The following is a 26,792-nucleotide window of genomic DNA, read 5'->3' as shown; positions in this document are numbered from 1 at the left end:
GCTACCCGCTGGTTAACAAATGGCCGGTGTTGTAGTCGGGATAAAATCTTGCTGCTCATCAGCCTGCGTAAAGGTCAACATAAGCAGTTAAGCCGCGTTCAGCCATGCATAGGTGGCAAACCCTGCCAGGGTCATCAGCAGGCTGCCAATCAGGTGTAAAGAAGCGGTGCCCAGTGCCCAGAGATAACGCCCGTGTTGCAGCATATACACCACCTCGGCTGAGAAGGTGGAAAAGGTAGTTAAGCCACCCAGCAGCCCGGTGATTAATAACAACCGCCACTCATCAGGGATCTGAGGATGCTGGGCAAAAAAGGCCAGCGCCACACCGATCAGATACCCCCCGAGCAGGTTAGCCAGCAGAGTGCCCAGTGGTAATACAGTCAGAGCAGAATTAAATTTCAGCGCCAGCCACCAGCGCCCAAGAGCACCCATTCCGGCACCCGACGCAACAGCCAGTGCAGCCAGAGGCAAGGACATATCGGCTTTCCGTCAGTAAACAAGTTCCGCGATTATGCCAGCTTATCCTTGCTTGATCCACGACATGGAAACAAGGCTCCTGCTTCAGGCACTCTGGACTGATTCAATCCAACAGGGAGGTTGTTCAGCAGATGATGATTCAAAACTTCAGCCGTTTTTTTGTTCGATTTTTGCTGCTCAGTGTTCTGTTCAGCAAGGTGTTTGCTGCCTGCCCCAACTGGTCACCTCATCAAGCAGAGCAAGAGTTACATCAGCTGGTCACACAGCTGGAACTCTGGGATCAGGCTTATTACCTGCAAGGTCAGTCACTGGTCAGTGATGCCATTTATGATCAGTCCCGGCAAAATTTTTATTTGTGGCAAAGCTGTTTTAAGCTGCCCCACATCACCCTGCCCAGCATCCCCACTGGCAACAACAATCACCTGCAGCACCCAGTGGTGCAAACGGGGCTGGACAAGGTGCATCACCGCGACGAGGTTGCTCAGTGGTTAAACCTGCGACGCGGACAAAGCTTCTGGGTTCAGCCCAAGGCCGATGGTGTTGCGGTGACTCTGGTGTATCAACAGGGGCAACTGGTACAGGCCATCAGCCGAGGAGATGGTGTACAGGGGCAGGACTGGACGGCTCGGGTGCTGGAGTTGAGTGCCATTCCTGCAAGGCTGGATACATCCCTGCCAAAGGTTGTGCTGCAGGGTGAGCTGGTCATGCGTCTGCACAAGCATCAACAAAGCCGTGATGGTGGGCAAAATGCGCGTAGCCGGGTGGCGGGATTAATGCAGCGCCAGCAAATCACCGATGAAGAAAAACACCTTGTGGATATTTTTGTGTGGGACTGGGCCAACAGCCAGCAACCCATGCAACAGCGTCTGCAACAACTTACTCGCTGGGGATTTGTTCATTCTGAGGCTCTTACCCACTCTGTCACACAACTCAGTGAGGTGGAGCACTGGCGTAATCACTGGTATCACTCACCCTTATTTATGGCAACCGATGGGCTGGTATTACGTCAGGAGCAACAGACCTCTGCTGAATACAGGGAAGCAAAACCACCACTCTGGGCTATTGCCTGGAAATACCCACCCGCAGAGGCACTGGCTGAAATCAGTGCCATCCACTTTCGTGTCGGTAGAACCGGGCAGATCACACCACTGTTGGAGATTCACCCCGTCCAGCTGGATGATCGGCAGATCCAGCGTGTTAGTCTGGGTAGTTTGTCTCGCTGGCAACAACTGGATTTACAACCCGGTGATCGAATTGTGATACGGCTGGCTGGTTCCACCATCCCGCAGTTTCAGCAACGGCTGCAACGCGGTATTCATCGTGATGATCAGGCTATTAAACCACCTCCTGCGGAGGCATTTCATGCCCTCAGTTGCCTGAGCCGTCAGGATATCAAGCTATCCGCAGACCCTGCCGGATGTCGGCAACAGTTTCTGGCACGTCTGACTTACCTCAGCTCTAGTGAGGGATTAAATATGCAGGGTATTGCTGAGCAGAGCTGGGCACTGCTGTTTGATCAGGGGCTGATTCACGAATTAACGGACTGGCTGGATCTTACTTCATTACAACTTCAGACCCTGCCCGGCGTAGGTGAAAAACGCGCTGAACAACTGCTGGATGCTTTTACCACCACCAAACACAGTGAGCTGCTGCGGTGGTTGGTCGCACTGGGAATGCCGCCCAGCGGACCAGAATCACTGTTTTCTGCTGATGAAAAAGCCCACTGGCAAACCCTTGTGCAGCGTAGTCCAGCTGACTGGCAGCAGCGCCGGGGTATTGGTGCCGCCCGAGCAGCCGCTTTACAGCAGTTTTTTCACCACCCTCAGATCCAGCAGCAGGCACAGCGTCTGCAACACCAAGGTGTTGAAGGGTTTTTTGAACAAACCAATCTGCACCACTTCAAGATAAAATCAGACCTTAAAACGCTGCACACTCTGCTGCAGGCGCGCGGCCAGACTAGCCAGCTCTTTACTGGCACCGGTGATCTGATCCGAGCCTGCGGCAGCCTGTTCAGAAGCCTCGGTAATGCTGCTGAAGTTACGGTTAATCTCATCAGCGACAGCCGACTGCTCTTCGGCTGCACCGGCAATCTGGGTGTTCATATCGTTGATGGCTGCCACCGACTTGTTGATCACCGCCAGTGAGTCACCAGCACGCTGCGCCTGAGATACACTTTCAGCGGCCTTGGCACGTCCTTTAGCCATCGCCGCCACTGCACTTTCTGCACTGGACTGCATTTTGTTAATGCGAGTCTGGATATCTCGGGTGGAATCCTGAGTACGACTGGCCAGCGCACGCACTTCATCCGCCACGACAGCAAAACCACGACCATGTTCTCCAGCTCGTGCAGCCTCAATAGCAGCATTTAATGCTAGCAGATTGGTCTGTTCAGCAATGGTCTGAATCACTTCCAGGACGGTACCAATTTCTGTGCTGTTTACGGACAGCTGATCAATGACCCGACCGGCTTCTTCCACTTCATGCGCCAGCTCTTTGATGGTTGCCATGGTCCGGTTGACTTCTTCCGCCCCGGTCAAGGCCTCTTCATCAGCAGTACGCGCCAACTGGGCTGCATCCTCCGTATGACCGGCCACTTCCTGCACCGTGACAGACATCTGGTTGATGGCTGCCGCACCCTGATCCGTTTGCTCTCGCTGGCTTTGTACCAGGCGCTGGTTGTCATTGGCAGTCTCTGACATTTGGCTTGCTGCCTGCGCCAGCGTATCCGCCGTTGTGCTCACTCCACGGATGATGCCAGACAAATGCTCGGTCATGCTGGCAACAGCACCCATAATGCTCTGAGGATGACGAGTCTGAATCTGCAGGGTCAGATCACCATCAGCAATCTGGCGAATCAAACGCGCCGCATCTTCCGGCTCACCACCGATAGTACGGGTCAGGCTGGACACCAGACGGACACTGACCAGTACACCCAGCACCAGTGCAATGGCTGTGATCACCAGCATCAGAACCTGAAAACCACCTGTTTCAGAGCGAACAAAACTCACCTCCTGTTGAATCACTCGCTCCTGATAATCAATAAAGGCATTAATACGTTTTAACCACTCAGCATAAGCCGCAGAAGCCTGCTGCAGCACAAACTCCTGTGCCTGATACACATCATCTTGTTGCAGCAATGCTAGAACACGTTCGGTCAGTGCTAGAGTGGTCTGTTCTATCTCCTTAATCTGCGCGAGCAAGCGACGCTCATCATCACTGACACCTACTCCACTGGCAAACAGACGATCCATTTCTTTGGCGGACTGCTGATAAAAAACATCCAGATCCTTGATGTCCTGCAGATGACGGCTACGCTCAGTGACCGAGGTCACCAGCACAGCATCACGAATGGAAATGGCACGATCATGCACACTGCCACGGAAATTGATGGCAAAACGCTGCTTGCGAGTGTCTACGTCATTTACCTGGGTCAGGATGGAGTCAATCACCCCCACCTTGTAAACACCTATCAGAGTAATCATGACGATCAGAGAGAGCAGCATCCCAAATCCCAGATATAAACGTTGTGCAATGGTCATTATTGTTCCTCCAAAAAAGGGATCCTAGCAATAGATAATATCATGGAATCAAATTAAATCATTTGGTAGATTCGATGTGACTGCTCCCTGCCCAAAGCGCTCAAGCGCCACGGGCGAGGTTTCCAACTTCTCAGGCAGCAACGGGTACGTGACCCGATTGACGCTGGCCTCCATTGGCAGAGACCGACAGTCCTGCGGCCTTTAATTTCAAGCATTTTGCCTTGTCTTTCTAGGTCTCGACAATCACCGCTTGGTTTTCGTCAGCCATTATTCGAGACGCTTTGATCATGCTGTGCTGCTATAGATCATCCTTACATTCCGGGTCTCAGGTAAACCTCAGAAGGGAATTTCATCATCAAACTCACCAAACGCGCCAGATGGCTGGCTGGCTGGTTGCTGTGGCTGAACTGGTGGTGGTGCTGGTCTTGGGTTAACAGGCTGCTGGTGCTGCTGCGCTGCCTGAGACGGATGCGGCTGTGCTGCAGGTTGTACAGGAGCTGCATAGGGTTGCTGTACGGGTGGTGGCTGCATCTGTGGCTGTGGGGCTGGCTGGCGTGCCGGTTGTGGTGCCGGTGCCGCGTAGCCCTGATGTGGAGCCTGGGCAGGTTGGGGTGCCGGTGCAGCGTAGCCTTGATGTGGAGCTTGCGCGGGCTGGGGTACCGGTGCAGCATAAGGCTGTGGAGCCGGAGCTTGGTTATAGTCATAACCACCCGCATAGTTTTGGCCGCCGCCACTGCCACCATCTCCACCACGGCTATCCAGCATTTGCAGTTCACTGGCAACAATCTCGGTGGTGTATTGATCCACACCCTGCTGATTCTGCCATTTACGAGTCTGCAGTTTGCCTTCGATGTACACCTTGCTGCCTTTTTTCAGGTAGCTGGCAGCAATACCGGCCAGTCCATCAAACAACACCACACGGTGCCATTCTGTGCGCTCTTGTTTTTGTCCGGTGTTTTTATCCGTCCACTGCTCACTGGTGGCAATACTCATGTTCACCACTTGTTTCTGGTTCTGAGTAGTCCGTAGATCAGGATCCTGTCCCAGATTACCGATCAAAATGACTTTGTTGACGCCGCGTGCCATAACTTTACCCCTGTCAATTCATTTAAATTAGATAACTGGATATAAGCACAGTTTTTAATGCTTGCCCAGCAACCTGTCTAATGCTGGTTCATCCAATTGCTGTCGATCAAGCTTCAGGTATCCGGTGGCTTCTTCTGCCAGAAAAACCACCTCAACCACTCCCGGTGTACTCAGCAGCTGGTGTTTTAATGCCTGTAGTTCTTCCGCTGCAGTGATTGTAAGGCTAAATACCCGGCTGGACAGGTGTCTGGGTTGACGGAATCCCAGCAGCACCAATAACCAGATCAAGCATAGTAGTGAAGCACTCCAGAGCAACTCCTGTGCGCCCCAGTGGGTTAATACCAACCCACCCAGCACACCACCCAGAAAAGCACCCAGAAACTGGGAGGTTGAATAAATCCCCATGGCGGTGCCTTTGGCTTCCACAGGTGACTGTTTGCTGATCAGAGAAGGCAGGCTCGCCTCCAGCAGGTTAAAACCGATAAAAAATACCCACAAACCCGGCAACATCACCCAACCACTGAGACTCAAAGGCAAAATGGCCAGAGCCAGTGCCAACAAGAACACTGCCAACAACAACATGGCTTTCATCTTGCGACCTTTTTCACCAATAATAATCAGCGGGATCATGGCAAAAAAACCGGCCAGCATGGTGATCAGATAAATCCAGCCATGTTGTGACAGGCTCCAGCCTGCCTCCAGCAGCAAACCGGGTATGGCAACAAACACACCGGTCAACAACAGATGTAACACCAGAATACTGAAATCCAGTCGTAACAGTTGCGGATGACGTAATACATCACTGATGCGAGCAGTATCTATTCCGGCATCCAGATGACGTCTGATTCGGTCTGGGGTGGGTACCCAGCGCCAGACCACCAGCATACCCAAGGTGCTTAAGACTGCTGTCAGCCAGAACAGACCGGACAAACCCAGCAGACTAGCCAGCCAGGGACCGGCTGCCATGGCGACAATAAAGGCCAGTCCAATACTGATACCCACCGTAGCCATTGCCTGAGTGCGCCGTTCATCACGGGTCAAGTCGGCCAGTAATGCCATCAACACACTGGCAATAGCACCTGTGCCCTGCAAAGCACGCCCAACAATCAGCCAGAACATTGAATCAGCGGTTGCCGCCACCACACTACCCAGCGTAAACAGCAAGAGCCCACAATAAATCAGCGGCTTGCGTCCAAAACGATCAGAGAGCCAGCCAAAAGGCAACTGCAACAGCGCTTGTGTCAGCCCGTAGATGCCAATCGCCAAACCAATGGCCATGGGTGTAGCACCAGCAAACTCATGCAAGAGTAACGGTAAGACCGGCAACACCATGAACAGCCCCAGCATTCTTAAACCGTATAAACCGGCAAGACCGCTGATGGCGCGCAGCTCGATGGATGTCAGTGAATCGCGTGACATAACTTTCCTGATCCTTGTACGCCCTGCAGAACCCGTCAGAGCAAAGCTCAAATTGTACCTTGCCCAGCATCCACTCACCAGCCAAAACCCCTTTTACGCGTCTGCCTCATGCAAGGCAGACACGGGGGTTGGTAAAAATCTATAATGGGCGGTTGCAACTGACCTGGAGAAACGAGGTGGCACTGGATAAAATCCGCGTACGTGGGGCGCGAACCCACAACCTGAAGAATATTTCCGTGGAGATTCCCCGCGACAAGCTGGTGGTGATCACGGGTTTATCCGGCTCCGGCAAGTCTTCGCTGGCTTTTGATACCCTTTATGCAGAAGGCCAACGGCGTTATGTTGAGTCACTGTCGGCTTATGCCCGTCAGTTTTTGTCAATGATGGAAAAGCCGGATGTGGATCATATTGAGGGCTTGTCTCCTGCCATCTCGATTGAACAAAAATCCACCTCTCACAACCCCCGCTCCACGGTTGGCACCATCACCGAGATTTATGATTACCTGCGTCTGCTCTATGCCCGCACGGGCATTCCGCGCTGCCCTGAACATGATGTACCGCTGGAAGCCCGCACGGTCAGTGAGATGGTGGATGCGGTGCTGCAGTTGCCAGAAGACTCACGAATTCTGATCCTGGCTCCGGTCGTGCAGGATCGCAAGGGTGAACACCTCAACCTGATTGCGGATCTGCGTGCTCAGGGTTTTATCCGTGCCCGTATTGATGGTGAAGTGGTGGAGCTGGATGAAGCTCCTGCGCTGGATAAAAAGCGCAAACACACCATCGACGTGGTGGTGGATCGGCTTAAAGTCTCTGCTGACCAGCAATTACGCTTGGCTGAATCCTTTGAAACTGCCCTGCGTCTTTCTGAAGGCCTGGCACTGGTCAGTTTTATGTCCGGTGAGCAGGAGGATCTGCTGTTTTCTGCCAGTTATGCCTGCCCACATTGTGGTTATGCAGTATCCGAGCTGGAACCGCGGATGTTCTCCTTTAACAACCCGGCGGGTGCTTGCCCAACCTGTGACGGACTGGGTGCCAAACAGTTTTTTGATGAACAAAAGCTGATTGTGGCACCGGAGTTATCACTGGCAGAAGGCGTGATCAAAGGCTGGGATCGGCGCAGCATTTATTATTTTGGTCTGCTTAAAAGTCTTACCGCCCATTACAGCATTGAACTCGAAACCCCCTGGCAACAATTACCCCGCAAGGTACAACAGGTCATCCTGCAAGGCAGCGGCAAGGAAAACATCAACTTCAGTTATTCCAGTGATCGCGGCCAGAGTGTTATCAAATCCCATCCGTTTGAAGGTGTGATCCCCAACCTGGAGCGGCGTTATCGTGAAACCGACTCACAGCCCCTGCGTGAAGAACTGTCTCGGCTACTGACCACTCATGCCTGCCCTGACTGTCACGGCAGTCGCCTGCGCGAAGCAGCCCGCCATGTTTTTGTTGGCCCGGTAAACTTGCCAGCCGTGGTTAAAATGCCGCTGGGTGAAGCGCGTGAATATTTTGCTGGCCTGACCTTGGAAGGACGGCGTGGTGAAATAGCCGCCCGTATTCTGCAGGAAATTGTGGAACGACTGAATTTTCTGGTGAATGTGGGTCTGGACTACCTGTCGCTGGATCGCAGCGCCGAAACCCTGTCCGGCGGTGAAGCACAGCGTATTCGCCTGGCCAGCCAGATCGGTGCTGGGCTAGTGGGTGTGATGTACATTCTGGATGAACCCTCCATCGGGCTGCATCAGCGTGATAATGAACGCCTGCTGCAAACCCTCACTCACCTGCGTGACCTGGGTAATACCGTGCTGGTGGTGGAACATGATGAAGACGCCATACGTCAGGCCGACTGGTTACTGGATATCGGTCCCGGTGCCGGCATACACGGTGGTCAGATCGTAGCACAGGGTACACCCGAACAGGTGATGGCAACGGAAGGTTCAATTACTGCCGACTACCTCACGGGTCGTCGCAAAATTGCCATCCCTGAAATCCGCCACCTGAATGACAAAGACCAGCAGTTGGTGATTCATAAAGCCAGTGGCAACAACCTGAAAAACACCAGCATCAGCATCCCCTTGGGGCTGATGACCTGTGTCACTGGGGTGTCCGGCTCTGGCAAGTCTACATTGATCAACGCGACCCTCTACCCCCATGCCGCCCACCAGTTGAACGGTGCTACCACCCTAACACCCGAACCCTGTGCAGGTATTGAAGGTCTGGATCTGCTCGACAAGGTGATCGACATTGACCAGAGCCCAATCGGGCGTACTCCTCGCTCCAATCCGGCTACCTATACCGGTATTTTTACTCCGGTACGTGAGTTGTTTGCCGGCACTCAGGAAGCAAGGTCACGGGGCTACAAACCCGGTCGTTTCAGTTTTAACGTTAAGGGTGGTCGTTGTGAGGCTTGCCAGGGTGATGGTTTGATCAAGGTGGAGATGCATTTCCTTGCCGACATTTATGTACCCTGTGATGTCTGCAAAGCCAAGCGTTATAACCGCGAGACACTGGAGATACGCTATAAGGGCAAAAATATTCACGAAGTGCTGGAAATGACAATTGAAGAGGCTCGTGAGTTTTTCAGCGCTGTTCCGGCAATTGCCAGAAGATTACAAACATTAATGGATGTTGGCCTGTCTTATATCCGACTCGGGCAAAGTGCGACCACCTTATCCGGTGGTGAAGCACAGCGAGTCAAACTGGCTAAGGAACTGGCACGTCGTGATACCGGTAAAACCCTCTACATACTGGATGAACCCACAACAGGGCTGCATTTTGAGGATATCCGCCAGTTACTGGTGGTGCTGCATCGTCTGAGAGATCACGGCAATACCCTGGTGATCATTGAACACAATCTGGACGTTATCAAAACCGCAGACTGGATCATTGATATGGGGCCAGAAGGTGGCAAGGGTGGCGGTGAAATCATTGCTGAAGGTACACCGGAGGAAGTGGCAAAGGTGCCCGGATCCTACACCGGACAGTTTCTGGCACCGGTATTGGCAAAAGGCTGACTTTACAAACTTTAAGGCAGACACAAAAAAACCGGCCGAGGCCGGTTTTTTTGTTAATCAAACTACTGATTAGTCAGCAGTTTCGCTGGATTCGGCGCGATCAACCAGCTCAACATAAGCCATAGGAGCGCTGTCACCGGTACGCAGACCACATTTCAGAATGCGGACATAACCACCGGGACGATCTGCAAAACGCTTACCCAGATCAGTGAAAAGCTTACCAACAGCTTCTTTGGAACCGGTACGGGCAAATGCCAGACGACGGTTCGCAACGCTGTCTACCTTGGCCAGAGTGATCAGCGGCTCAATGACGCGACGCAGCTCCTTGGCTTTTGGCAGGGTAGTTTTAATTACTTCGTGTTCAACCAGCGAAACGCTCATGTTCTTGAACATGGCCTTACGGTGTGAACTGTTACGATTCAGCTTACGACCACTCTTACGATGACGCATTGTCGTTTATCCTTTCAAACCTTGAGGACTTGAAATGACGGTCAGGCAGAAGCCTTGTCGTCGTTCTTCAAACTAGCGGGCGGCCAGCTTTCCAACCGCATACCCAGAGACAAGCCACGGGCAGCGAGAACATCCTTGATTTCTGTCAGGGACTTTTTACCCAGATTCGGAGTCTTCAGCAGCTCGACTTCTGTACGCTGGATCAGATCACCGATATAGTAAATGTTCTCGGCTTTGAGACAGTTAGCAGAACGGACGGTCAATTCAAGATCATCCACCGGACGGAGCAGGACTGGATCAATCTGATCTTCCTCTTCGACCGGTTCTTGCTGTTTGTCTGTTTCGAGATCAACGAAGGCAGCCAGCTGTTCCTGCAGGATGGTCGCCGCACGACGAATGGACTCTTCCGGGTCCAAAGTGCCATCGGTTTCCAGCTCCAGTACCAGCTTGTCCAGATCCGTGCGCTGTTCTACACGGGCTGCTTCAACTGCATAGGCAACACGAATCACCGGGCTGAAGGTTGCATCCAGAGCCAGTCGACCGATAGGACGAGTTTCGTCATCATCAGAAAGACGTGCATCCGCAGGGACATAGCCCCGACCCGTCTGAACACGAAGTTTCATATTCAGTACGGCACCTTCATTCAGATTCGCAATAACCAGATCCGGATTGATAATCTCGATATCATGATCACCCTTGATGTCACCAGCAGTGACAACACCCGGACCTTTTTTGGTCAGCGACAGCAGAGCATCATCACGGCTGAACATTTTAACCGCAACCTGCTTGAGGTTCAGAAGGATCTCGATAACATCTTCCTGAACACCTTCAATTGCACTGTACTCGTGCTCAACACCTTCAATCTCTGCCTCGACAATGGCACAGCCGGGCATGGAAGAAAGCAGAATACGACGCAGAGCATTCCCAAGGGTATGTCCGAAACCACGCTCGAAAGGTTCGAGAATGATTTTTGCGCGAGTCGGACTCAAGGTCTCGACTTTAATGTCACGAGGGCGAAGAAACTCTGTCACTGAACGCTGCATAGAAACACCTGTTTGGCTGCCTGACGGTTACCCCAATTACTTGGAGTAAAGCTCGACGATAAGGTTTTCGTTGATTTCACCGGAGAGGTCAGTGCGCTCAGGAGTAGACTTGAACGTACCTTCCAGCTTGCCGGAATCAACTTCAATCCAGGTGACTTCTGTACGCTGACCGGCTAGTTGCAACGCGCCTTTAATACGCAACTGCTGTTTTGCCTTTTCACGCACGGCCACGACATCACCGGGCTGAACCTGGTAAGAAGCAATGTTAACCGTCTTACCATTTACAGTCAGGGCCTTGTGGCTGACCAACTGACGTGCTTCAGCACGCGTGGAGCCAAAGCCCATACGATAAACTACGTTATCCAGACGCGACTCGAGCAGTTGCAGCAGGTTTTCACCCGTTGCGCCTTTCATGCGAGCAGCAGCTTTGTAGTAGTTGCGGAATTGCTTTTCCAGAACGCCGTACATACGACGAACTTTTTGTTTCTCACGGAGCTGCAGACCATAGTCTGAAAGACGACCGCGACGCTGAGCGTGCTGACCGGGTACGGATTCGGATTTACACTTCTTCTCAAAAGGAGTTACACCACTTTTGAGCAGCAGATCAGTACCCTCACGACGTGAGAGCTTACACTTTGGACCTAAGTAACGAGCCATGAATCTGCCTCCTTATACGCGGCGTTTCTTCGGTGGACGACAACCGTTGTGTGGAATCGGGGTCACATCGGTGATGTTGGTGACCTTGAAACCAGCAGCGTTCAGGGCACGAACGGCAGATTCACGACCAGGACCAGGGCCCTTGACCATGACGTCGACGTTCTTCAGACCATACTCGGCTGCCGCTGTAGCGGCACGTTCACTCGCGACTTGCGCTGCGAACGGGGTGCTCTTGCGAGAACCACGAAAACCCGAACCACCGGCAGTAGCCCAGGAAAGGGTGTTGCCCTGGCGGTCAGTTATCGTAACAATGGTGTTGTTAAAAGAGGCGTGGATATGGGCGATGCCATCCACAACCGTCTTTTTAACTTTTTTACGAGTACGCGGGTTAGCCATAGTACTTTTTTTCCTGAATGTTCGCTGGCGGGCGTGCTTTTAAGCTGAACGCACGCACACCGGCTTATTTGCGAATTGGTTTGCGCGGGCCTTTACGGGTACGCGCATTGGTTTTGGTGCGCTGACCACGAACCGGAAGATTGCGACGGTGGCGAATACCACGGTTACAACCCAGATCCATCAGACGCTTGATATTCAGTGTAACTTCACGACGCAGGTCACCTTCTACGGTGTAGACTGCAACTGCATTACGCAGAATGTCCAGCTCATCAACAGACAGGTCGCTGATTTTACGGTTAGGTGCAATTCCGGCTTTCTCACAGATCGCCTGTGAACGGGTTTTGCCGATACCAAAAATATAGGTCAGCGAAATTACCGTGTGTTTGTTATCCGGAATGTTGACACCAGCAATACGTGCCATTCAATTTACTCCGATTCCAAGCCGGTTGAACCCGACTACAGTTTTTATGTCCACAAAGGGCGCAAAAGCATACCCCCTGATAATAAAAATATCAAGGGGCAGCTTTAACTGACCTTAATGATCCTGTCCAGAAATTAACCCTGGCGCTGTTTGTGACGTGGCTCAATGCAGATTACGCGAACAGAACCACGACGACGAATGATCTTACAGTTACGACAGATCTTTTTAACAGATGCACGAACTTTCATCTTCTACTCCATTACCCACCAGGCATATCAGCGTCTTAACGACGGCCATAGCCCTTGAGGTTAGCTTTCTTAAGCAAGGACTGATTCTGATACTGATGTGACATCATGTGCGACTGCAGCTGCGCCATAAAATCCATGACCACTACAACGACAATCAGAAGTGATGTGCCGCCAACGTAGAAAGGGATATTCCAGGCCACCTGCAGAAACTGAGGCATCAGTGAAACAGCCGTGATATACAGTGCACCGAACAGTGTCAGACGTGTTACCACCCCATCAATATACTTTGCTGTCTGCTCACCAGGACGTATTCCCGGCAAGAAGGCACCTGATTTTTTCAGGTTTTCGGCAATTTCTTTGGGGTTAAACATAAGTGCCGTATAAAAGAAGCAGAAGAATACAACACTGAGTGCAAAAAGCAAGATATACAACGGGGCACCTGGCGCCAATAGCTGTGCCAGATCCTGCAGCAGATCAAAACCTTCCGCACTGCCGAACCACTGCCCAATGGATGCAGGGAACAACAGGATACTGGAAGCAAAAATGGGCGGTATTACACCGGCCATGTTCACCTTGAGCGGCAAATGGTTGGATTGTGCGGCATACATCTGATTGCCTATCTGGCGCTTGGCATAGTTCACCGTCACACGACGCTGACCTCGCTCAATGAACACCACAAAAGCAATCGTGGCAATGCCCAGAACACCAATCACCAACAAGGGGATCAGGTTCCATGAGCCTTCACTCCGGGCAATTTCCAGTGAACTGCCAATTGCTCCGGGTAAACCCGCAACAATACCTGCAAAAATCAACAAGGAGATACCGTTGCCGATACCCCGTTCGGTGATTTGTTCACCCAGCCACATGAGGAAAACTGCACCACAAACCAGCGTTGTTACCGCGACAAAGTAAAACCCGAAGTTCGCCATATAGACGACACCACTTTGCCCAGCCAGACCCACTGACATACCTATCGCCTGAACCAGAGCCAGAAACACGGTGCCGTAGCGGGTGTACTGGTTGATCTTGCGGCGACCGGCCTCACCTTCCTTTTTCAGCGCTTCCAGCTTGGGTGTTACCGCTGTCAGCAGCTGCATGATAATCGAGGCGGAAATATAGGGCATGATGCCCAGTGCCAGGATACTCATGTTTTCAAGTGCACCACCCGAGAACATGTTGAACATGTCCAGGATGGTGCCCCTGTTTTGCTCGAAGATGGCAGCGAGCTGGTTAGGATCTATACCGGGTACGGGGACGTGAGCACCAATGCGATATACAATGATCGCCAGCACAACAAACCTCAGTCGTGCCCAGAGTTCACTCAATCCACCTTGTTGACCCGGCAGGGTTCCTGGTTTTGCCATTTCGTCCTCGACCTACTTAGTCTTCGACTTTACCGCCAGCCGCTTCGATAGCCGCACGCGCACCCTTGGTGGCTTTAACGCCCTGCAGGGTAACGGCGCGATTGATTTCGCCAGACAGGATCACTTTGACAAACTGCGTGGAGTCTTTGATGACATCCGCAGCTTTCAGAGTGTCCAGCGTGACCAGATCGCCTTCAACTTGTGCAATTTCATGCAGTCGCACTTCAGCACTCAGAGGTGCTTTGTGTGACGTGAAGCCGAACTTGGGCAGACGACGCTGCAGTGGCATTTGACCGCCTTCAAAACCTGGCGATACCTTGCCGCCGGAGCGGGATTTCTGACCTTTGTGGCCACGTCCGGCAGTTTTGCCGAGACCGCTGCCGATACCGCGACCTACACGCTTGGCAGCAGGCTTGGAGCCCGGTGCCGGGCTCAGATCGTTCAGATGCATGACTTAAGCTCCTTCAACCTGCAGCAGGTAGTTGACCTTATTGATCATGCCACGTACTGCGGGAGTGTCTTCCACCTCGACCTGATGGCCGATGCGGCGCAGACCCAGACCTTTGACACACAGCTTGTGCTTTGGCAGTGTGCCAATGGGGCTGCGTACCAGAGTGACTTTTAATTTCGCCATGGTATTACCCCAGAATGTCTTCTACGGTCTTGCCGCGCTTGGCAGCAATGTCTTCTGGTGCTTGCATCGCAGCCAGACCCTTGATAGTGGCACGAACTACGTTCACCGGATTGGTGGAACCGTAAATTTTAGCCAGAACGTTTTGCACACCCGCCAGTTCCAGTACAGAGCGCATCGCACCACCGGCGATGATACCCGTACCTTCAGAGGCAGGCTGCATGAAGACCTTAGAGGCTCCATGAGCAGCACGCACAGGATACTGCAACGTGGAACCGTCCAGTTGAACGCTTACCATGTTGCGGCGAGCCTGTTCCATTGCCTTTTGAATCGCAACAGGCACCTCACGTGCCTTGCCACGACCAAAGCCAACGCGGCCATTGCCGTCACCGACCACAGTCAGGGCGGTGAACGCAAAAATGCGACCACCCTTGACCACTTTGGCGACACGGTTAACCTGAACAAGCTTTTCTTGCAGGTCACCGGCAGTTTTTTCAATATTCGCCATCGTTACACCCTTTAGAATTCCAGGCCGCCTTCACGAGCCGCATCAGCCAAGGCTTTTACGCGACCGTGATATTTAAAACCGCCACGGTCAAAAGCTACAGCAGAGATGCCTGCGGCTTTAGCACGTTCAGCGATCAGCTTGCCCACCTTGGTGGCGGCTTCGATATTACCTGTCGCACCAGTGCGCAGACTGCCGTCGAGTGTGGAGGCACTGGCTAATACCTGACCTCCATCGGCGGAAATGATCTGCGCATAAATGTGCCGCGGTGTGCGATTCACGCACAGGCGCACAGCGCCCAGCTCGCGAATTTTGGCGCGGGCACGGCGGGCACGACGTAAACGAGATTCTTTCTTCGCGTTCATAACCCTGCCTTACTTCTTCTTGGCTTCTTTACGACGAACTTGTTCATCGCTATAGCGGACACCCTTGCCTTTATAAGGCTCTGGGCGGCGGTAGTTGCGGATCTCGGCAGCAGCCTGACCAAGCAATTGCTTGTCAGCACCCTTAAGAACAATCAGGGTGTTGCTGGGGGTCTCTGCGGTAACGCCGGCAGGTAAGGTGTAATCCACCGGATGGGAGAAGCCCAAGGTGAGATTGATTGTTTGCCCTTTGGCTTGTGCACGATAACCTACACCGATGATCTCCAGGCTTCTGGTGAAGCCTTGAGACACACCAGTCACCATATTGTTGACCAGTGCACGTGTAGTACCGGCATGCGCCCAGGCAGCCTTGTTGCTCGGATTGCCAGCGGCAACCGTCACAGTGTTGTCTTCCACTTTCACATCAACGAGCTTGTGCACGTTCAGTTCCAGTGAGCCATTGGCACCTTTTACAGTAACCTTGCCGCCATCAATCTTAATTTCGACGCCAGCTGGCAGTTCAATCGGTTTCTTTGCTACGCGGGACATTGTACTCTCCCTTAGAACACGGTGCAGATGACTTCGCCACCGACACCGGCCGCACGTGCAGCACGATCCGTCATCACACCTTTAGAGGTGGAGACAATCGCTACACCCAGTCCAGCAGATACTTTAGGCAGATCATTCTTGCCTTTGTACTGACGCAGACTCGGTTTACTGACACGTTCGATCTTCTCGATGACCGCTTTGCCTTCGAAGTATTTCAAGGTTACAGTCAGCTCGGGTTTAACATCACCCTGAACTTGATAGTCCGCAACGTAACCTTCTTCTTTCAGCACCCGGGCAACTTCGATTTTCATCTTGGAGGACGGCATGGTGACCGTCTCCTTCGTTGCCATTTGTGCATTGCGAATACGGGTAACCATATCCGCCAGGGTGTCTTGCATGCTCATTCGCTTTGCACTCCTGGATCCTGCTTACCAGCTGGACTTGCGCAGACCTGGTACGTCGCCACGCATTGCTGCTTTACGCAGTGCGTTGCGGCCCAGACCGAACTTGTTGTAGAAACCATGCGGACGGCCAGTTGCACGGCAGCGGTTACGCTGACGGGCAGGGCTGGAGTCGCGTGGCAGCTTCTGCAGCTGTTGCAGCGCAGCCCACTGATCTTCTTCAGAGGTCTGCGGATTAACAATAATGGCTTTCAGCTCGGCACGCTTGGCAGCAAACTTCTCTACCAGCTTGGCGCGCTTCAGCTCACGCTGCATCATGGAAACCTTCGCCATGTCTTTCCCCTTACTTCTTGAACGGGAAGCCAAGAGCTGCAAGCAGCGCACGGCCTTCGTCGTTGTTACGGGCAGTCGTGGTGATGGTTACGTCCAGACCACGTACCCGGTCGACCTTGTCGTAGTCGATTTCAGGGAAAATGATCTGCTCACGCACACCCATGCTGTAGTTACCACGGCCGTCAAATGACTTGGGATTCAAGCCACGGAAGTCACGAATACGAGGAATCGCAACATCCACCAGACGATCCAGGAAATCCCACATGCGCTCCTGGCGCAGGGTTACCTTGCAACCAATCGGCCAGCCTTCGCGAACTTTAAAGCCAGCAATAGACTTGCGTGCTTTGGTCACGAGTGCTTTTTGCCCACTCAATTTTTCCAGATCCGCAACGGCGTTTTCCATCAGCTTTTTATCGCTGAGAGCTTCACCTACACCCATATTCAGGGTGATTTTGGTGATGCGCGGTACTTCCATTACATTCTTTAAGCCAAGCTCATCTTTCAGTTTGGCAGCTACTTCATCTTGGTAAAGCTTTTTCAATCTAGCCATGCTGATACCTGACTTGATTAGGCGTCGATCTCAGCTTGAGTCGACTTGAAAATACGTACCTTGGAACCATCGTCCAGGACCTTGAACCCTACTCGATCAGCTTTGCCAGTTTCTTTATTGAAAATGGCAACGTTGGAAGCATGAATGGGCGCTTCGCGCTCAATAATGCCGCCAGGCTGATTGGCGTAGGGGTTTGGGCGGGTGTGACGCTTGATCATATTCACACCGGACACCACAAAACGATCGTCCTTAAGAACGCGCTTTACAGTACCACGCTTACCCTTGTCTTTGCCTGCAATGACGATTACTTCATCGTCACGTTTAATTTTGCGCATAACCGGCCTCGCTCCTTACAGCACTTCAGGTGCCAAGGAAATGATCTTCATGAACTTGTCGCCGCGCAGCTCACGTGTTACCGGCCCGAAAATACGCGTGCCCATCGGAGCGTCTTTGTTATCCAGAATAACGGCAGCATTGCCGTCAAAACGAATAGCAGAACCGTCCGGACGGCGTACCGGTGCCCTGGTGCGGACAACCACAGCCTTGAGAACCTGACCTTTCTTCACCTTACCACGCGGAATGGCATCTTTTACGGTGACCTTGATGATGTCACCAACACGTGCATAGCGACGGTGGGAACCACCGAGAACCTTAATGCACATGACGCGACGCGCGCCGCTGTTGTCGGCAACATCCAGCATTGATTGCGTCTGAATCATTGTTTATCTCCAAACCTTAAGCAGCTTGGAAATCCGAGTTTCCTCAGACTTCCTTGGCGCGCTCAACAATCTCAACCAGTTTCCAGGATTTTGTCTTAGACAGCGGACGTGTTTCCTGGATGGTTACGGTGTCACCCATGCGAGCTTCATTGGTCTCGTCATGTGCATGTAGCTTAGTGGAACGGCGAACATATTTACCGTAAAGAGGATGAGCAACACTCCGCTCAATCATTACAGTAATGGATTTCTCCATTTTGTCGCTGACCACTTTGCCGGTGACAGTCTTTGCTTTCTTTTCGACTTCGGCCATTATTATTTACCTGCCTTATCGTTCAGCACGGTTTTAACGCGTGCTATATCGCGACGCAGCTGCTTGAGCAGATGAGACTGACCCAGCTGACCGGTTACCTTACGCATGCGCATTTGAAACTGCTCACGCAACAGGTTGTGCAGCTGGTCTTTGAGCTCCTCGGCTGTTTTGCCGCGCAGTTCTTGAGCTTTCATTACATCACCGTCCGTTTAACAAAAGTTGTCGGGATAGGAAGTTTGGCAGCTGCAAGTGCAAAGGCTTGACGCGCCAGTTCTTCTGTTACACCTTCAACTTCATACAGAACCTTGCCTGGCTGGATCAGGGCAACCCAGTATTCCACGTTACCCTTACCTTTACCCATACGAACTTCCAACGGCTTTTCAGTGATCGGCTTGTCTGGGAAAACCCGGATCCAAATCTTACCACCGCGCTTGATGTGGCGAGTCATAGTACGACGTGCCGCTTCAATCTGGCGAGCAGTCAAACGACCGCGTCCAGTGGCTTTCAGACCGAATTCACCAAAGCTGACCTTATTTCCGCGCAGCGCCAGGCCGCGGTTACGGCCCGTGTGCATCTTGCGGAATTTTGTACGCTTAGGCTGTAACATCGACTATCCCCTTACTTGGAACCTTTTTTCTTAGGTGCCTGTTGCTGCGGCTGCTGTGCTTGTTTAGCAGCGTTGGCACGCACCTCTGCGATCCCGCCCAGGATCTCACCTTTGAAGATCCACACCTTGACGCCGATAACGCCGTAAGTGGTATGAGCTTCAGCAGTGGAGTAGTCGATATCAGCGCGCAACGTGTGCAGCGGCACACGGCCTTCGCGATACCATTCAGAGCGGGCAATCTCTGCACCACCAAGACGACCACCAACCTGGATCTTGATACCCTTGGCACCCAGACGCATGGCGTTTTGTACTGCGCGCTTCATAGCACGACGGAACATCACACGACGCTCCAGCTGACCAGCAACACTCTGAGCAACCAGAGCAGCATCCAGTTCAGGCTTACGGACTTCTTCTATGTTGATGTGCACAGGCACACCCATCATGTCAGACACATCTTTACGCAGGCGTTCAACATCTTCACCTTTTTTACCAATCACAATGCCTGGACGGGCGGTGTGGATGGTAATGCGGGCGTTGTTTGCTGGACGCTCGATCTGGATGCGGCTGACAGCAGCTTGCTTGAGACGTGCTTCGAGGAAGCTACGCACTTGCAAGTCATTGTTCAGCTTATCGGCATAAGCAGGGCCTTCAGCGTACCAGGTTGAGGTATGCTCTGTGACGATGCCCAAGCGAATGCCGGTTGGATTTACTTTCTGACCCATAGGGTGACTCCTTACCGGTCTGCAACCTTGACAGTGATATGGCAAGTGCGCTTGAGAATGCGATCAGCCCGACCCTTGGCACGCGGTTTAATGCGTTTCATGGTCATGCCTTCATCCACCATAATAGTGGAAACACGCAGTTCATCGATATCAGCACCTTCGTTATGCTCAGCGTTTGCAATTGCAGACTCAAGCACCTTCTTGACCAGCTCAGCACCTTTTTTCGGGCTGAAGGTCAGCAGGTTAAGCGCGTCTGCAACCTTCTTGCCACGCACCTGATCAGCAACCAAGCGAGCCTTCTGTGCGGACAGACGTGCACCACGCATTTTAGCGGCGACTTCCATCATTACCTCCTGAATTAGCGCTTGGCTTTCTTGTCAGCTGCATGTCCGCGATAAGTACGGGTTGCAGCAAATTCACCCAGCTTGTGACCGACCATCTCTTCTGTGATGTAAACCGGTACATGCTGGCGTCCATTGTGGACAGCGATTGTCAGGCCGATCATATCTGGAATGATCATTGAGCGACGAGACCAAGTCTTAATTGGCTTCTTGTCTTTGCCTTCAACCGCAACTTCCACTTTTTTCAACAGATGAAGGTCAATGAAAGGACCTTTCTTCAGTGAACGAGGCACAGCGGTATCCCCTTAAAGTTATTTCGCTTTGCGACGGCGAACAATCAGATTGTTCGTGCGCTTGTTTTTGCGAGTTTTGTAACCCTTGGTTGGCACACCCCAAGGCGAAGTCGGATGCATACCCTTGTTGCGGCCTTCGCCACCACCATGAGGGTGGTCAACAGGGTTCATCGCCATACCGCGAACGGTAGGACGAACACCACGCCAACGACTGGCACCGGCTTTACCGAGGACACGCAGACTGTGCTCGCTGTTACCTACTTCACCCAGGGTTGCACGGCAATCCACTAATACTTTGCGGATTTCGCCGGAGCGCAGCCTCAGAGTGGCGTAAGCGCCTTCACGTGCAACCAGCTGAACTGAGGCACCAGCGGAACGCGCAATTTGCGCACCCTTGCCAGGCTTGAGCTCAACACAGTGCAGAGTGGCACCGAGTGGCATGTTACGCAGCGGCATAGTGTTACCTGCCTTGATCGGAGCATCCATACCCGACTGAATACGATCACCAGCCACCAGGCCTTTTGGGGCAATGATGTAGCGACGCTCACCGTCCAGGTACTTGATCAGGGCGATGTGTGCAGAACGGTTTGGATCATATTCCAGACGCTCCACTACACCTACCACACCGTCTTTGTCGCGTTTGAAGTCGACAATACGGTAATGCTGACGATGACCACCACCAATATGGCGAGTGGTAATGCGTCCATTGTTGTTACGGCCGCCGGTCTTGCTTTTGGATTCCAGCAGAGGTGCGTGTGGTGCACCTTTATGCAGATCCTTATTCACCACCTTGACCAGGTGGCGGCGACCGGGTGAAGTCGGCTTAGTCTTAATAACTGCCATGATTCAACCCCTTGCCTTATTCCGCGTCAGCGAAGTCGATCGCTTGACCTTCCACCAGGCTAACATACGCCTTGCGGAAACCTTTGCGACGACCGAGACCATGAAGAGTGCGTCGGGTTTTGCCTTTGGTGTTAACAACACTGACGGCATCAACCTTGACATCAAACAGCTGCTCTACAGCCTTTTTGATTTCAGGCTTGGTCGCATCTGCGGCTACTTTGAATACGTACTGATTCTTGTCATCAGCCAGTATTGCAGCCTTCTCGGTCATGTGTGGACCGAGCAGCACTTTAAACAGGCGCTCCTGGTTCATCCCAATTTCTCCTCGAACTGACGCAGGGCCGGTACGGTAACCAGCACGGTTTCGTAGGCGATCAGGCTGACAGGGTCGACTGCATCGGCTTCAATAACTTCAACATGCGGCAGGTTACGCGCTGCCAGGTACAGGTTGCTATTCAGCTCTGAAGTGATGATCAGTACTTTGCTCAGCTTCATTTCCTCAAGCTTGGCAGCCAGCAGTTTGGTCTTGGGTGCATCGACAGTAAATTCTTCGATAGCAATCAGACGATCCTGACGGGCCAGTTCAGAAAGAATCGAACGCATCGCGGAGCGATACATTTTTTTGTTCACTTTCTGAGAGTGATCCTGAGGGCGGGCAGCAAAGGTTACACCACCTTTACGCCAGATCGGAGAAGTCGCGGTACCAGAACGAGCACGGCCAGTACCTTTTTGACGCCACGGTTTTTTGCCGCCGCCACTGACTTCTGCACGTGTCTTCTGAGCACGACTACCCTGACGAGCACCAGACATGTATGCAACAACTACCTGGTGAACGAGGGCTTCGTTAAATTCTTTTCCAAAGGTCGCATCGGATACTTCGACAGTACCCTGAGCTCCGGCTAGATTCAGGTTCATGCGTCATTATCCTCTTAGCTGCGAGCCTTGACCGCTGGATGAACGATCACGTCACCACCAGTGGCTCCGGGCACAGCGCCCTTGACCAACAGCAGATTACGCTCAGCGTCAACACGAACGATTTCCAGGGATTGCACGGTCACTTGCTCTGCACCCATTTGCCCAGCCATTTTTTTGCCTTTAAATACACGGCCAGGAGTCTGGTTCTGGCCGATGGAGCCAGGAGCACGGTGAGAGAGGGAGTTACCATGGGTTGCATCCTGAGTACGGAAGTTCCAGCGCTTTACAGCACCCTGAAAACCCTTACCCTTAGATGTACCGGTCACATCAATAATCTGACCAGCTTCGAACAGACTGACAGTCAGTTCAGAACCCTGTGCAGGGACTTCCTGATCATCAGCAAGACGGAATTCGCGCACGATGCGACCTGCCTCAACACCAGCTTTGGCAAAATGCCCAGCCTGCGCTTTGGTCAGATGCTTCGCTTTACGCGAACCAGCAGTAACCTGCACTGCAGAATAACCATCCACCTCAGGCGTACGGATCTGCGTAATGCGGTTAGGAGTGACTTCAATCACGGTGACGGGTATAGATACACCGTCTTCGGTGAAAATGCGGGTCATGCCGCTTTTCTTACCGACCAAGCCAAGAGCCATTTCATGTCTCCTATCAGTGTACGGGGCTATCACCCGCTATGGCTGCCTTTTCCAGGGCATTCCACTATCTAAATTGTACTGCGTCTCACGACGCTAACTGCTTTTCACTACTCAGTCAGATCAGCCCAGGCTGATCTGAACATCCACACCAGCGGCCAGCTCGAGCTTCATCAGTGCATCAACAGTTTTTTCTGTTGGCTCAACGATATCCAGCACGCGCTTGTGAGTACGAATTTCGTACTGGTCACGGGCATCTTTGTTTACGTGCGGAGAAATCAGCACAGTAAATTTTTCATTACGAGTCGGCAGAGGAATCGGACCCTTCACCTGTGCACCAGTGCGCTTGGCAGTTTCAACTATCTCCAGCGCAGACTGATCGATCAGGCGATGATCAAACGATTTCAGCCGAATACGGATTTTCTGGTCTTGCATTATCCAATGCTCCGGTACGGACTACATGGCACAGACACCGGATCTGCACCTGAAAAAGGAGCAGCATTATAGTGCCGTGATTTCATGCGTGTCAAATTTTAAGCGCAAATTTGATACAAGAAAGAGGGTCTCCTTACGGAGACCCTCTTTTATTGGCTCAGGCCGCTACCCAATCAGGCAAGGATTTTGGCAACAACACCAGCACCAACAGTACGACCACCTTCACGGATGGCAAAACGCAGACCGTCTTCCATCGCGATTGGAGCGATCAGGGTAACAATCAGCTTAACGTTGTCACCAGGCATAACCATTTCCACGCCTTCTGGCAGTTCACAAGAACCGGTTACGTCAGTTGTACGGAAGTAGAACTGAGGACGGTAGCCTTTGAAGAAAGGCGTGTGACGGCCACCTTCGTCTTTAGACAGAACGTAGATTTCTGCTTCAAACTGGGTATGAGGCTTGATGGAGCCTGGCTTGGCCAGAACCTGACCACGCTGTACGTCGTCACGCTTGGTGCCACGCAGCAGGGCGCCGATGTTCTCACCCGCACGACCTTCATCGAGCAGTTTGCGGAACATCTCAACACCAGTACAAGTAGTTTTAACCGTGTCAACAATACCAACGATTTCAATTTCTTCGCCGGTTTTAACAATGCCACGCTCAACACGACCCGTCACAACAGTACCACGACCGGAGATGGAGAATACGTCTTCGATCGGCATCAGGAACGGCTTGTCGATGGCACGCTCAGGCTCAGGAATATAAGTATCCAGAGCTTCAACCAGTTTACGAACGGCAGTGGTGCCCATTTCGTTGTCGTCTTCACCGTTCAGTGCCATCAGCGCAGAACCGATGATGATCGGAGTGTCGTCACCAGGGAACTCGTACATGGACAGCAGGTCACGAAGCTCCATCTCTACCAGTTCCAGCAGCTCTTCATCATCAACCATGTCCGCTTTGTTCATGAACACAACGATGTATGGAACGCCAACCTGACGAGACAGTAGGATGTGCTCACGAGTCTGAGGCATGGGGCCATCAGCTGCAGAACAAACCAGAATTGCACCGTCCATCTGTGCAGCACCAGTGATCATGTTTTTAACATAGTCAGCGTGGCCGGGGCAGTCGACGTGAGCGTAGTGGCGAATGGTTGATTCGTATTCAACGTGAGAAGTTGCGATGGTGATACCACGCTCCCGCTCTTCAGGTGCATTATCGATACCATCGAATGCAACTGCAGTACCACCAAATACTTCTGCACAAACGCGAGTCAGGGCAGCGGTCAGAGTGGTTTTACCATGGTCAACGTGACCAATGGTGCCAACGTTTACGTGGGGTTTGCTACGTTCAAATTTTTCTTTAGCCACAACGATAACCTCTTCAGTTAACGGCAGATTTAAAAATTACTTCTGTTTGATTACGGCATCTACAATGCTAGCCGGTGCCTCTGAGTACTTAGCAAACTCCATGGAGTAGCTAGCACGGCCCTGAGTTGCGGAGCGCAGATCGGTTGCGTAACCGAACATTTCACCCAGCGGAACTTCTGCACGCACGATCTTACCAGCGGGTATATCGTCCATGCCCTGTACGAGACCACGACGGCGGTTCAAGTCGCCCATAACGTCGCCCATGTACTCTTCAGGCGTGACCACTTCAACCTTCATCATCGGCTCAAGTAATACTGCGCCTGCTTTCCTTGCGCCTTCCTTGATTGCCATGGAACCGGCAATTTTGAAGGCCATTTCGTTAGAGTCGACGTCATGGTAAGAACCATCAAAGATGGTGACTTTAACGTCGATCATTGGGTAACCGGCAAGAACACCATTCTGCAGCTGCTCAAAGCAACCCTTATCAACAGCAGGAATGTACTCGCGCGGTACTACACCACCAACGACTTCGTTAACGAACTCGTAAGTCTTCTCGCCATCTTCACCCTTATCGGTGAGCGGCTCGATTTTCAGCCAGACATGACCATACTGACCACGACCACCGGACTGACGCACAAACTTGCCTTCCTGCTCAACCTTCTTACGAATGGTTTCACGGTATGCAACCTGTGGCTTACCGATGTTGGCTTCCACTTTGAATTCACGACGCATACGGTCAACGATGATGTCCAGGTGCAGTTCACCCATACCGGAAATAATCGTCTGACCCGTTTCTTCATCCGTTTTGACGCGGAAGGATGGATCTTCCTGAGCCAGCTTACTCAGAGCAATACCCATCTTTTCCTGGTCGGCCTTGGACTTCGGTTCGACAGCAACCGAAATAACCGGATCAGGGAATTCCATACGCTCCAGAACAATTTTATTGTCCAGATCGCACAGGGTGTCACCGGTGGTTACATCTTTCAAGCCTACACAGGCCGCGATGTCTCCAGCACGCACTTCTTTGATCTCTTCACGGTTATTGGCATGCATCTGAACCAGACGACCAACACGCTCTTTCTTTTGCTTTACGGAGTTGTACACACCGGAACCACTTTCCAGAACACCTGAATAGACACGAATGTAAGTCAGAGTACCAACAAAGGGGTCGGTAGCAATTTTGAATGCCAGAGCTGCAAAGGGCTCATTGTCATCAACTGGGCGCACGCCAGTCTCACCATTCTCCAACTCACCTTCGATTGCCTTAACTTCGTTCGGAGCAGGCAGGTATTCAACAACAGCATCCAGCACAGCCTGAACACCCTTGTTTTTGAAGGCAGAACCACACAGAGCCAGTACAATTTCGTTAGCAATAACACGCTGACGCAAACCAGCTTTGATTTCTTCAGTCGTCAGCTCACCTTCTTCAAGGTACTTGTTCATCAGCTCTTCGTTGGCTTCAGCGGCAGCTTCAATCATCTGCTCACGGAACAACTCAGCCTTCTCAACCAGATGCTCAGGAATATCACGCAGCTCAAAGGTCATACCCTGGTCAGCTTCATTCCAGTAAATGGACTTCATCTGCATCAGGTCAACAACACCTTCGAACTCTTCTTCCGCACCAATTGGCAGCTGAATCGCAACAGGATTGGCCGCCAGACGAGTCTTGATCTGAGCAACAACACGCTCAAAATCAGCACCGGAACGGTCCATCTTATTAACGAATACCAGACGCGGTACTTCGTACTTGTTAGCCTGACGCCATACAGTCTCTGACTGCGGCTCAACACCAGATGACGCACAGAACACAACAACCGCACCATCCAGTACGCGCAGTGAGCGCTCTACTTCGATCGTGAAGTCAACGTGCCCGGGGGTGTCGATGATGTTGATACGGTGTTCATCAAACTGGTGAGCCATGCCTTTCCAGAAAGTGGTAACAGCCGCTGAGGTGATCGTGATACCACGCTCCTGCTCCTGCTCCATCCAGTCCGTTGTGGATGCACCGTCGTGCGTCTCACCCAGCTTGTGGTTAACGCCGGTGTAGAACAGCACGCGCTCAGTTGCCGTGGTTTTACCCGCATCAACGTGAGCACAGATACCGATGTTACGGTAACGATTAATAGGGGTTTTACGTGCCACTTG

The 26,792-nt window shown here is 52.2% G+C and carries 35 protein-coding genes and 1 pseudogene; 2 read left to right on the top strand and 34 right to left on the bottom strand.

Translation table 11 applies throughout. The annotated features are described in order from the left end of the window. Positions 1-87: 87 nt before the first annotated feature. Entirely contained in the window at positions 88-477 is a 390-nt protein-coding gene (gene crcB / locus IBX50_RS01930; protein ID WP_292252890.1) for a fluoride efflux transporter CrcB, read from the bottom strand. Positions 478-608: 131 nt separating this feature from the next. On the opposite strand from crcB, the pseudogene ligB reads away from it, so the two are divergent. Then, positions 609-2,339 (top strand): annotated as a pseudogene (gene ligB / locus IBX50_RS01925) (NAD-dependent DNA ligase LigB); the annotation flags it as partial. A 48-nt stretch (positions 2,340-2,387) separates the two neighbouring features. Here ligB and IBX50_RS01920 read toward each other — a convergent pair. From IBX50_RS01920 to IBX50_RS01910, 3 genes are all read right to left on the bottom strand, one after another. Continuing rightward, a complete protein-coding gene (locus tag IBX50_RS01920; protein WP_292252889.1) occupies positions 2,388-4,016 on the bottom strand; it encodes a methyl-accepting chemotaxis protein in 1,629 nt (542 codons plus the stop codon). A gap of 336 nt (positions 4,017-4,352) precedes the next feature. Beyond that, on the bottom strand, positions 4,353-5,102 hold the full coding sequence (gene ssb, locus IBX50_RS01915) for a single-stranded DNA-binding protein (RefSeq protein ID WP_292252888.1): 750 nt from the start codon (positions 5,100-5,102) through the stop codon (positions 4,353-4,355). A gap of 54 nt (positions 5,103-5,156) precedes the next feature. Beyond that, positions 5,157-6,521 carry an MFS transporter gene (locus tag IBX50_RS01910; RefSeq protein ID WP_292252887.1) on the bottom strand — a complete coding sequence of 455 codons (1,365 nt, stop codon included), beginning with the start codon at positions 6,519-6,521 and terminating at the stop codon, positions 5,157-5,159. Positions 6,522-6,703: 182 nt separating this feature from the next. Here IBX50_RS01910 and uvrA point away from each other — a divergent pair, with 182 nt between their 5' ends. After that, a complete protein-coding gene (uvrA, locus tag IBX50_RS01905) occupies positions 6,704-9,532 on the top strand; it encodes an excinuclease ABC subunit UvrA (RefSeq protein ID WP_292252892.1) in 2,829 nt (942 codons plus the stop codon). Between the two features lie 69 nt (positions 9,533-9,601). Here uvrA and rplQ read toward each other — a convergent pair whose 3' ends face one another. The 30 genes from rplQ to fusA form a co-directional block, all read right to left on the bottom strand. Further along, positions 9,602-9,982, bottom strand: coding sequence for a 50S ribosomal protein L17 (gene rplQ, locus IBX50_RS01900; protein ID WP_292252885.1), 381 nt, complete (start codon positions 9,980-9,982; stop codon positions 9,602-9,604). 41 nt (positions 9,983-10,023) lie between these two features. Further along, a complete protein-coding gene (gene rpoA / locus IBX50_RS01895) occupies positions 10,024-11,025 on the bottom strand; it encodes a DNA-directed RNA polymerase subunit alpha (RefSeq protein WP_292252884.1) in 1,002 nt (333 codons plus the stop codon). 36 nt (positions 11,026-11,061) lie between these two features. Further along, complete coding sequence (gene rpsD, locus IBX50_RS01890; protein WP_292252883.1) at positions 11,062-11,682, bottom strand: 30S ribosomal protein S4; 621 nt, start codon at positions 11,680-11,682, stop codon at positions 11,062-11,064. A 12-nt stretch (positions 11,683-11,694) separates the two neighbouring features. Continuing rightward, a complete protein-coding gene (gene rpsK / locus IBX50_RS01885; RefSeq protein ID WP_292252882.1) occupies positions 11,695-12,078 on the bottom strand; it encodes a 30S ribosomal protein S11 in 384 nt (127 codons plus the stop codon). A gap of 64 nt (positions 12,079-12,142) precedes the next feature. Next, on the bottom strand, positions 12,143-12,499 hold the full coding sequence (gene rpsM, locus IBX50_RS01880; protein ID WP_292252880.1) for a 30S ribosomal protein S13: 357 nt from the start codon (positions 12,497-12,499) through the stop codon (positions 12,143-12,145). A gap of 134 nt (positions 12,500-12,633) precedes the next feature. Further along, the gene (gene rpmJ, locus IBX50_RS01875; RefSeq protein ID WP_072326876.1) at positions 12,634-12,747 is read right to left on the bottom strand and encodes a 50S ribosomal protein L36; all 114 of its coding nucleotides are present in this window, start codon (positions 12,745-12,747) and stop codon (positions 12,634-12,636) included. Positions 12,748-12,782: 35 nt separating this feature from the next. Beyond that, positions 12,783-14,111: a preprotein translocase subunit SecY gene (secY, locus tag IBX50_RS01870; protein ID WP_292252877.1), complete on the bottom strand. Its 1,329-nt coding sequence runs from the start codon at positions 14,109-14,111 to the stop codon at positions 12,783-12,785. A 16-nt stretch (positions 14,112-14,127) separates the two neighbouring features. Further along, positions 14,128-14,562, bottom strand: coding sequence for a 50S ribosomal protein L15 (rplO, locus tag IBX50_RS01865; protein ID WP_292252875.1), 435 nt, complete (start codon positions 14,560-14,562; stop codon positions 14,128-14,130). 3 nt (positions 14,563-14,565) lie between these two features. Then, the gene (rpmD, locus tag IBX50_RS01860) at positions 14,566-14,745 is read right to left on the bottom strand and encodes a 50S ribosomal protein L30 (protein ID WP_292252873.1); all 180 of its coding nucleotides are present in this window, start codon (positions 14,743-14,745) and stop codon (positions 14,566-14,568) included. A 4-nt stretch (positions 14,746-14,749) separates the two neighbouring features. Then, positions 14,750-15,250 (bottom strand): 30S ribosomal protein S5, encoded by a 501-nt coding sequence (gene rpsE / locus IBX50_RS01855; RefSeq protein WP_292252872.1) that lies wholly within the window; start codon positions 15,248-15,250, stop codon positions 14,750-14,752. An 11-nt stretch (positions 15,251-15,261) separates the two neighbouring features. Continuing rightward, positions 15,262-15,612, bottom strand: a complete 351-nt coding sequence (gene rplR, locus IBX50_RS01850) for a 50S ribosomal protein L18 (protein WP_292252871.1) — start codon at positions 15,610-15,612, stop codon at positions 15,262-15,264. A gap of 9 nt (positions 15,613-15,621) precedes the next feature. Further along, complete coding sequence (gene rplF / locus IBX50_RS01845; protein ID WP_292252870.1) at positions 15,622-16,158, bottom strand: 50S ribosomal protein L6; 537 nt, start codon at positions 16,156-16,158, stop codon at positions 15,622-15,624. An 11-nt stretch (positions 16,159-16,169) separates the two neighbouring features. Continuing rightward, complete coding sequence (gene rpsH, locus IBX50_RS01840; RefSeq protein ID WP_292252869.1) at positions 16,170-16,562, bottom strand: 30S ribosomal protein S8; 393 nt, start codon at positions 16,560-16,562, stop codon at positions 16,170-16,172. A gap of 24 nt (positions 16,563-16,586) precedes the next feature. Then, a complete protein-coding gene (gene rpsN, locus IBX50_RS01835; protein ID WP_292252868.1) occupies positions 16,587-16,892 on the bottom strand; it encodes a 30S ribosomal protein S14 in 306 nt (101 codons plus the stop codon). 10 nt (positions 16,893-16,902) lie between these two features. After that, entirely contained in the window at positions 16,903-17,442 is a 540-nt protein-coding gene (gene rplE, locus IBX50_RS01830) for a 50S ribosomal protein L5 (RefSeq protein WP_292252867.1), read from the bottom strand. Positions 17,443-17,459: 17 nt separating this feature from the next. Then, positions 17,460-17,777 carry a 50S ribosomal protein L24 gene (rplX, locus tag IBX50_RS01825; protein ID WP_292252866.1) on the bottom strand — a complete coding sequence of 106 codons (318 nt, stop codon included), beginning with the start codon at positions 17,775-17,777 and terminating at the stop codon, positions 17,460-17,462. Between the two features lie 15 nt (positions 17,778-17,792). After that, on the bottom strand, positions 17,793-18,161 hold the full coding sequence (gene rplN / locus IBX50_RS01820) for a 50S ribosomal protein L14 (RefSeq protein ID WP_292252864.1): 369 nt from the start codon (positions 18,159-18,161) through the stop codon (positions 17,793-17,795). A gap of 43 nt (positions 18,162-18,204) precedes the next feature. Continuing rightward, a complete protein-coding gene (gene rpsQ, locus IBX50_RS01815) occupies positions 18,205-18,471 on the bottom strand; it encodes a 30S ribosomal protein S17 (protein WP_292252862.1) in 267 nt (88 codons plus the stop codon). 2 nt (positions 18,472-18,473) lie between these two features. After that, the gene (gene rpmC, locus IBX50_RS01810) at positions 18,474-18,665 is read right to left on the bottom strand and encodes a 50S ribosomal protein L29 (protein ID WP_292252861.1); all 192 of its coding nucleotides are present in this window, start codon (positions 18,663-18,665) and stop codon (positions 18,474-18,476) included. After that, on the bottom strand, positions 18,665-19,078 hold the full coding sequence (rplP, locus tag IBX50_RS01805) for a 50S ribosomal protein L16 (RefSeq protein WP_292252860.1): 414 nt from the start codon (positions 19,076-19,078) through the stop codon (positions 18,665-18,667). Before rplP ends, rpmC begins: the two co-directional genes overlap by 1 nt. 11 nt (positions 19,079-19,089) lie before the next feature. After that, positions 19,090-19,800: a 30S ribosomal protein S3 gene (gene rpsC, locus IBX50_RS01800; RefSeq protein ID WP_292252859.1), complete on the bottom strand. Its 711-nt coding sequence runs from the start codon at positions 19,798-19,800 to the stop codon at positions 19,090-19,092. A gap of 11 nt (positions 19,801-19,811) precedes the next feature. Continuing rightward, the gene (rplV, locus tag IBX50_RS01795; protein ID WP_292252891.1) at positions 19,812-20,144 is read right to left on the bottom strand and encodes a 50S ribosomal protein L22; all 333 of its coding nucleotides are present in this window, start codon (positions 20,142-20,144) and stop codon (positions 19,812-19,814) included. A 14-nt stretch (positions 20,145-20,158) separates the two neighbouring features. Further along, positions 20,159-20,434 (bottom strand): 30S ribosomal protein S19, encoded by a 276-nt coding sequence (gene rpsS / locus IBX50_RS01790; protein WP_072326859.1) that lies wholly within the window; start codon positions 20,432-20,434, stop codon positions 20,159-20,161. Between the two features lie 18 nt (positions 20,435-20,452). Next, positions 20,453-21,277, bottom strand: coding sequence for a 50S ribosomal protein L2 (rplB, locus tag IBX50_RS01785; protein ID WP_292252858.1), 825 nt, complete (start codon positions 21,275-21,277; stop codon positions 20,453-20,455). Positions 21,278-21,293: 16 nt separating this feature from the next. Then, on the bottom strand, positions 21,294-21,590 hold the full coding sequence (gene rplW / locus IBX50_RS01780; RefSeq protein ID WP_292252856.1) for a 50S ribosomal protein L23: 297 nt from the start codon (positions 21,588-21,590) through the stop codon (positions 21,294-21,296). Further along, the gene (gene rplD, locus IBX50_RS01775; protein WP_292252854.1) at positions 21,587-22,192 is read right to left on the bottom strand and encodes a 50S ribosomal protein L4; all 606 of its coding nucleotides are present in this window, start codon (positions 22,190-22,192) and stop codon (positions 21,587-21,589) included. The genes rplW and rplD overlap by 4 nt, the downstream gene beginning before the upstream one ends. 14 nt (positions 22,193-22,206) lie before the next feature. Next, positions 22,207-22,848 carry a 50S ribosomal protein L3 gene (rplC, locus tag IBX50_RS01770; RefSeq protein ID WP_292252853.1) on the bottom strand — a complete coding sequence of 214 codons (642 nt, stop codon included), beginning with the start codon at positions 22,846-22,848 and terminating at the stop codon, positions 22,207-22,209. A gap of 120 nt (positions 22,849-22,968) precedes the next feature. Beyond that, positions 22,969-23,280 (bottom strand): 30S ribosomal protein S10, encoded by a 312-nt coding sequence (rpsJ, locus tag IBX50_RS01765; RefSeq protein ID WP_072326854.1) that lies wholly within the window; start codon positions 23,278-23,280, stop codon positions 22,969-22,971. Positions 23,281-23,453: 173 nt separating this feature from the next. After that, positions 23,454-24,647 (bottom strand): elongation factor Tu, encoded by a 1,194-nt coding sequence (tuf, locus tag IBX50_RS01760; RefSeq protein WP_292252850.1) that lies wholly within the window; start codon positions 24,645-24,647, stop codon positions 23,454-23,456. Between the two features lie 36 nt (positions 24,648-24,683). Then, on the bottom strand, positions 24,684-26,789 hold the full coding sequence (gene fusA / locus IBX50_RS01755) for an elongation factor G (RefSeq protein ID WP_292252848.1): 2,106 nt from the start codon (positions 26,787-26,789) through the stop codon (positions 24,684-24,686). Positions 26,790-26,792: the final 3 nt, after the last annotated feature.

It is taken from the genome of Marinospirillum sp. (assembly GCF_014859565.1).
The sequence above is the reverse complement of the archived record's forward strand: the minus strand, read 5'-3'. Positions and strand labels throughout refer to the sequence as shown.

Excerpts from the sequence above, each read along its gene's own strand:
- crcB (WP_292252890.1), bottom strand. The coding sequence starts at position 477 with ATGTCCTTGCCTCTGGCTGCACTGGCTGTTGCGTCGGGTGCCGGAATG.
- IBX50_RS01920 (WP_292252889.1), bottom strand. The coding sequence starts at position 4,016 with ATGACCATTGCACAACGTTTATATCTGGGATTTGGGATGCTGCTCTCT.
- ssb (WP_292252888.1), bottom strand. The coding sequence starts at position 5,102 with ATGGCACGCGGCGTCAACAAAGTCATTTTGATCGGTAATCTGGGACAG.
- IBX50_RS01910 (WP_292252887.1), bottom strand. The coding sequence starts at position 6,521 with ATGTCACGCGATTCACTGACATCCATCGAGCTGCGCGCCATCAGCGGT.
- rplQ (WP_292252885.1), bottom strand. The coding sequence starts at position 9,982 with ATGCGTCATCGTAAGAGTGGTCGTAAGCTGAATCGTAACAGTTCACAC.
- rpoA (WP_292252884.1), bottom strand. The coding sequence starts at position 11,025 with ATGCAGCGTTCAGTGACAGAGTTTCTTCGCCCTCGTGACATTAAAGTC.
- rpsD (WP_292252883.1), bottom strand. The coding sequence starts at position 11,682 with ATGGCTCGTTACTTAGGTCCAAAGTGTAAGCTCTCACGTCGTGAGGGT.
- rpsK (WP_292252882.1), bottom strand. The coding sequence starts at position 12,078 with ATGGCTAACCCGCGTACTCGTAAAAAAGTTAAAAAGACGGTTGTGGAT.
- rpsM (WP_292252880.1), bottom strand. The coding sequence starts at position 12,499 with ATGGCACGTATTGCTGGTGTCAACATTCCGGATAACAAACACACGGTA.
- rpmJ (WP_072326876.1), bottom strand. The coding sequence starts at position 12,747 with ATGAAAGTTCGTGCATCTGTTAAAAAGATCTGTCGTAACTGTAAGATC.
- secY (WP_292252877.1), bottom strand. The coding sequence starts at position 14,111 with ATGGCAAAACCAGGAACCCTGCCGGGTCAACAAGGTGGATTGAGTGAA.
- rplO (WP_292252875.1), bottom strand. The coding sequence starts at position 14,562 with ATGCATCTGAACGATCTGAGCCCGGCACCGGGCTCCAAGCCTGCTGCC.
- rpmD (WP_292252873.1), bottom strand. The coding sequence starts at position 14,745 with ATGGCGAAATTAAAAGTCACTCTGGTACGCAGCCCCATTGGCACACTG.
- rpsE (WP_292252872.1), bottom strand. The coding sequence starts at position 15,250 with ATGGCGAATATTGAAAAAACTGCCGGTGACCTGCAAGAAAAGCTTGTT.
- rplR (WP_292252871.1), bottom strand. The coding sequence starts at position 15,612 with ATGAACGCGAAGAAAGAATCTCGTTTACGTCGTGCCCGCCGTGCCCGC.
- rplF (WP_292252870.1), bottom strand. The coding sequence starts at position 16,158 with ATGTCCCGCGTAGCAAAGAAACCGATTGAACTGCCAGCTGGCGTCGAA.
- rpsH (WP_292252869.1), bottom strand. The coding sequence starts at position 16,562 with ATGAGCATGCAAGACACCCTGGCGGATATGGTTACCCGTATTCGCAAT.
- rpsN (WP_292252868.1), bottom strand. The coding sequence starts at position 16,892 with ATGGCGAAGGTTTCCATGATGCAGCGTGAGCTGAAGCGCGCCAAGCTG.
- rplE (WP_292252867.1), bottom strand. The coding sequence starts at position 17,442 with ATGGCTAGATTGAAAAAGCTTTACCAAGATGAAGTAGCTGCCAAACTG.
- rplX (WP_292252866.1), bottom strand. The coding sequence starts at position 17,777 with ATGCGCAAAATTAAACGTGACGATGAAGTAATCGTCATTGCAGGCAAA.
- rplN (WP_292252864.1), bottom strand. The coding sequence starts at position 18,161 with ATGATTCAGACGCAATCAATGCTGGATGTTGCCGACAACAGCGGCGCG.
- rpsQ (WP_292252862.1), bottom strand. The coding sequence starts at position 18,471 with ATGGCCGAAGTCGAAAAGAAAGCAAAGACTGTCACCGGCAAAGTGGTC.
- rpmC (WP_292252861.1), bottom strand. The coding sequence starts at position 18,665 with ATGAAAGCTCAAGAACTGCGCGGCAAAACAGCCGAGGAGCTCAAAGAC.
- rplP (WP_292252860.1), bottom strand. The coding sequence starts at position 19,078 with ATGTTACAGCCTAAGCGTACAAAATTCCGCAAGATGCACACGGGCCGT.
- rpsC (WP_292252859.1), bottom strand. The coding sequence starts at position 19,800 with ATGGGTCAGAAAGTAAATCCAACCGGCATTCGCTTGGGCATCGTCACA.
- rplV (WP_292252891.1), bottom strand. The coding sequence starts at position 20,144 with ATGGAAGTCGCCGCTAAAATGCGTGGTGCACGTCTGTCCGCACAGAAG.
- rplB (WP_292252858.1), bottom strand. The coding sequence starts at position 21,277 with ATGGCAGTTATTAAGACTAAGCCGACTTCACCCGGTCGCCGCCACCTG.
- rplW (WP_292252856.1), bottom strand. The coding sequence starts at position 21,590 with ATGAACCAGGAGCGCCTGTTTAAAGTGCTGCTCGGTCCACACATGACC.
- rplD (WP_292252854.1), bottom strand. The coding sequence starts at position 22,192 with ATGAACCTGAATCTAGCCGGAGCTCAGGGTACTGTCGAAGTATCCGAT.
- rplC (WP_292252853.1), bottom strand. The coding sequence starts at position 22,848 with ATGGCTCTTGGCTTGGTCGGTAAGAAAAGCGGCATGACCCGCATTTTC.
- rpsJ (WP_072326854.1), bottom strand. The coding sequence starts at position 23,280 with ATGCAAGACCAGAAAATCCGTATTCGGCTGAAATCGTTTGATCATCGC.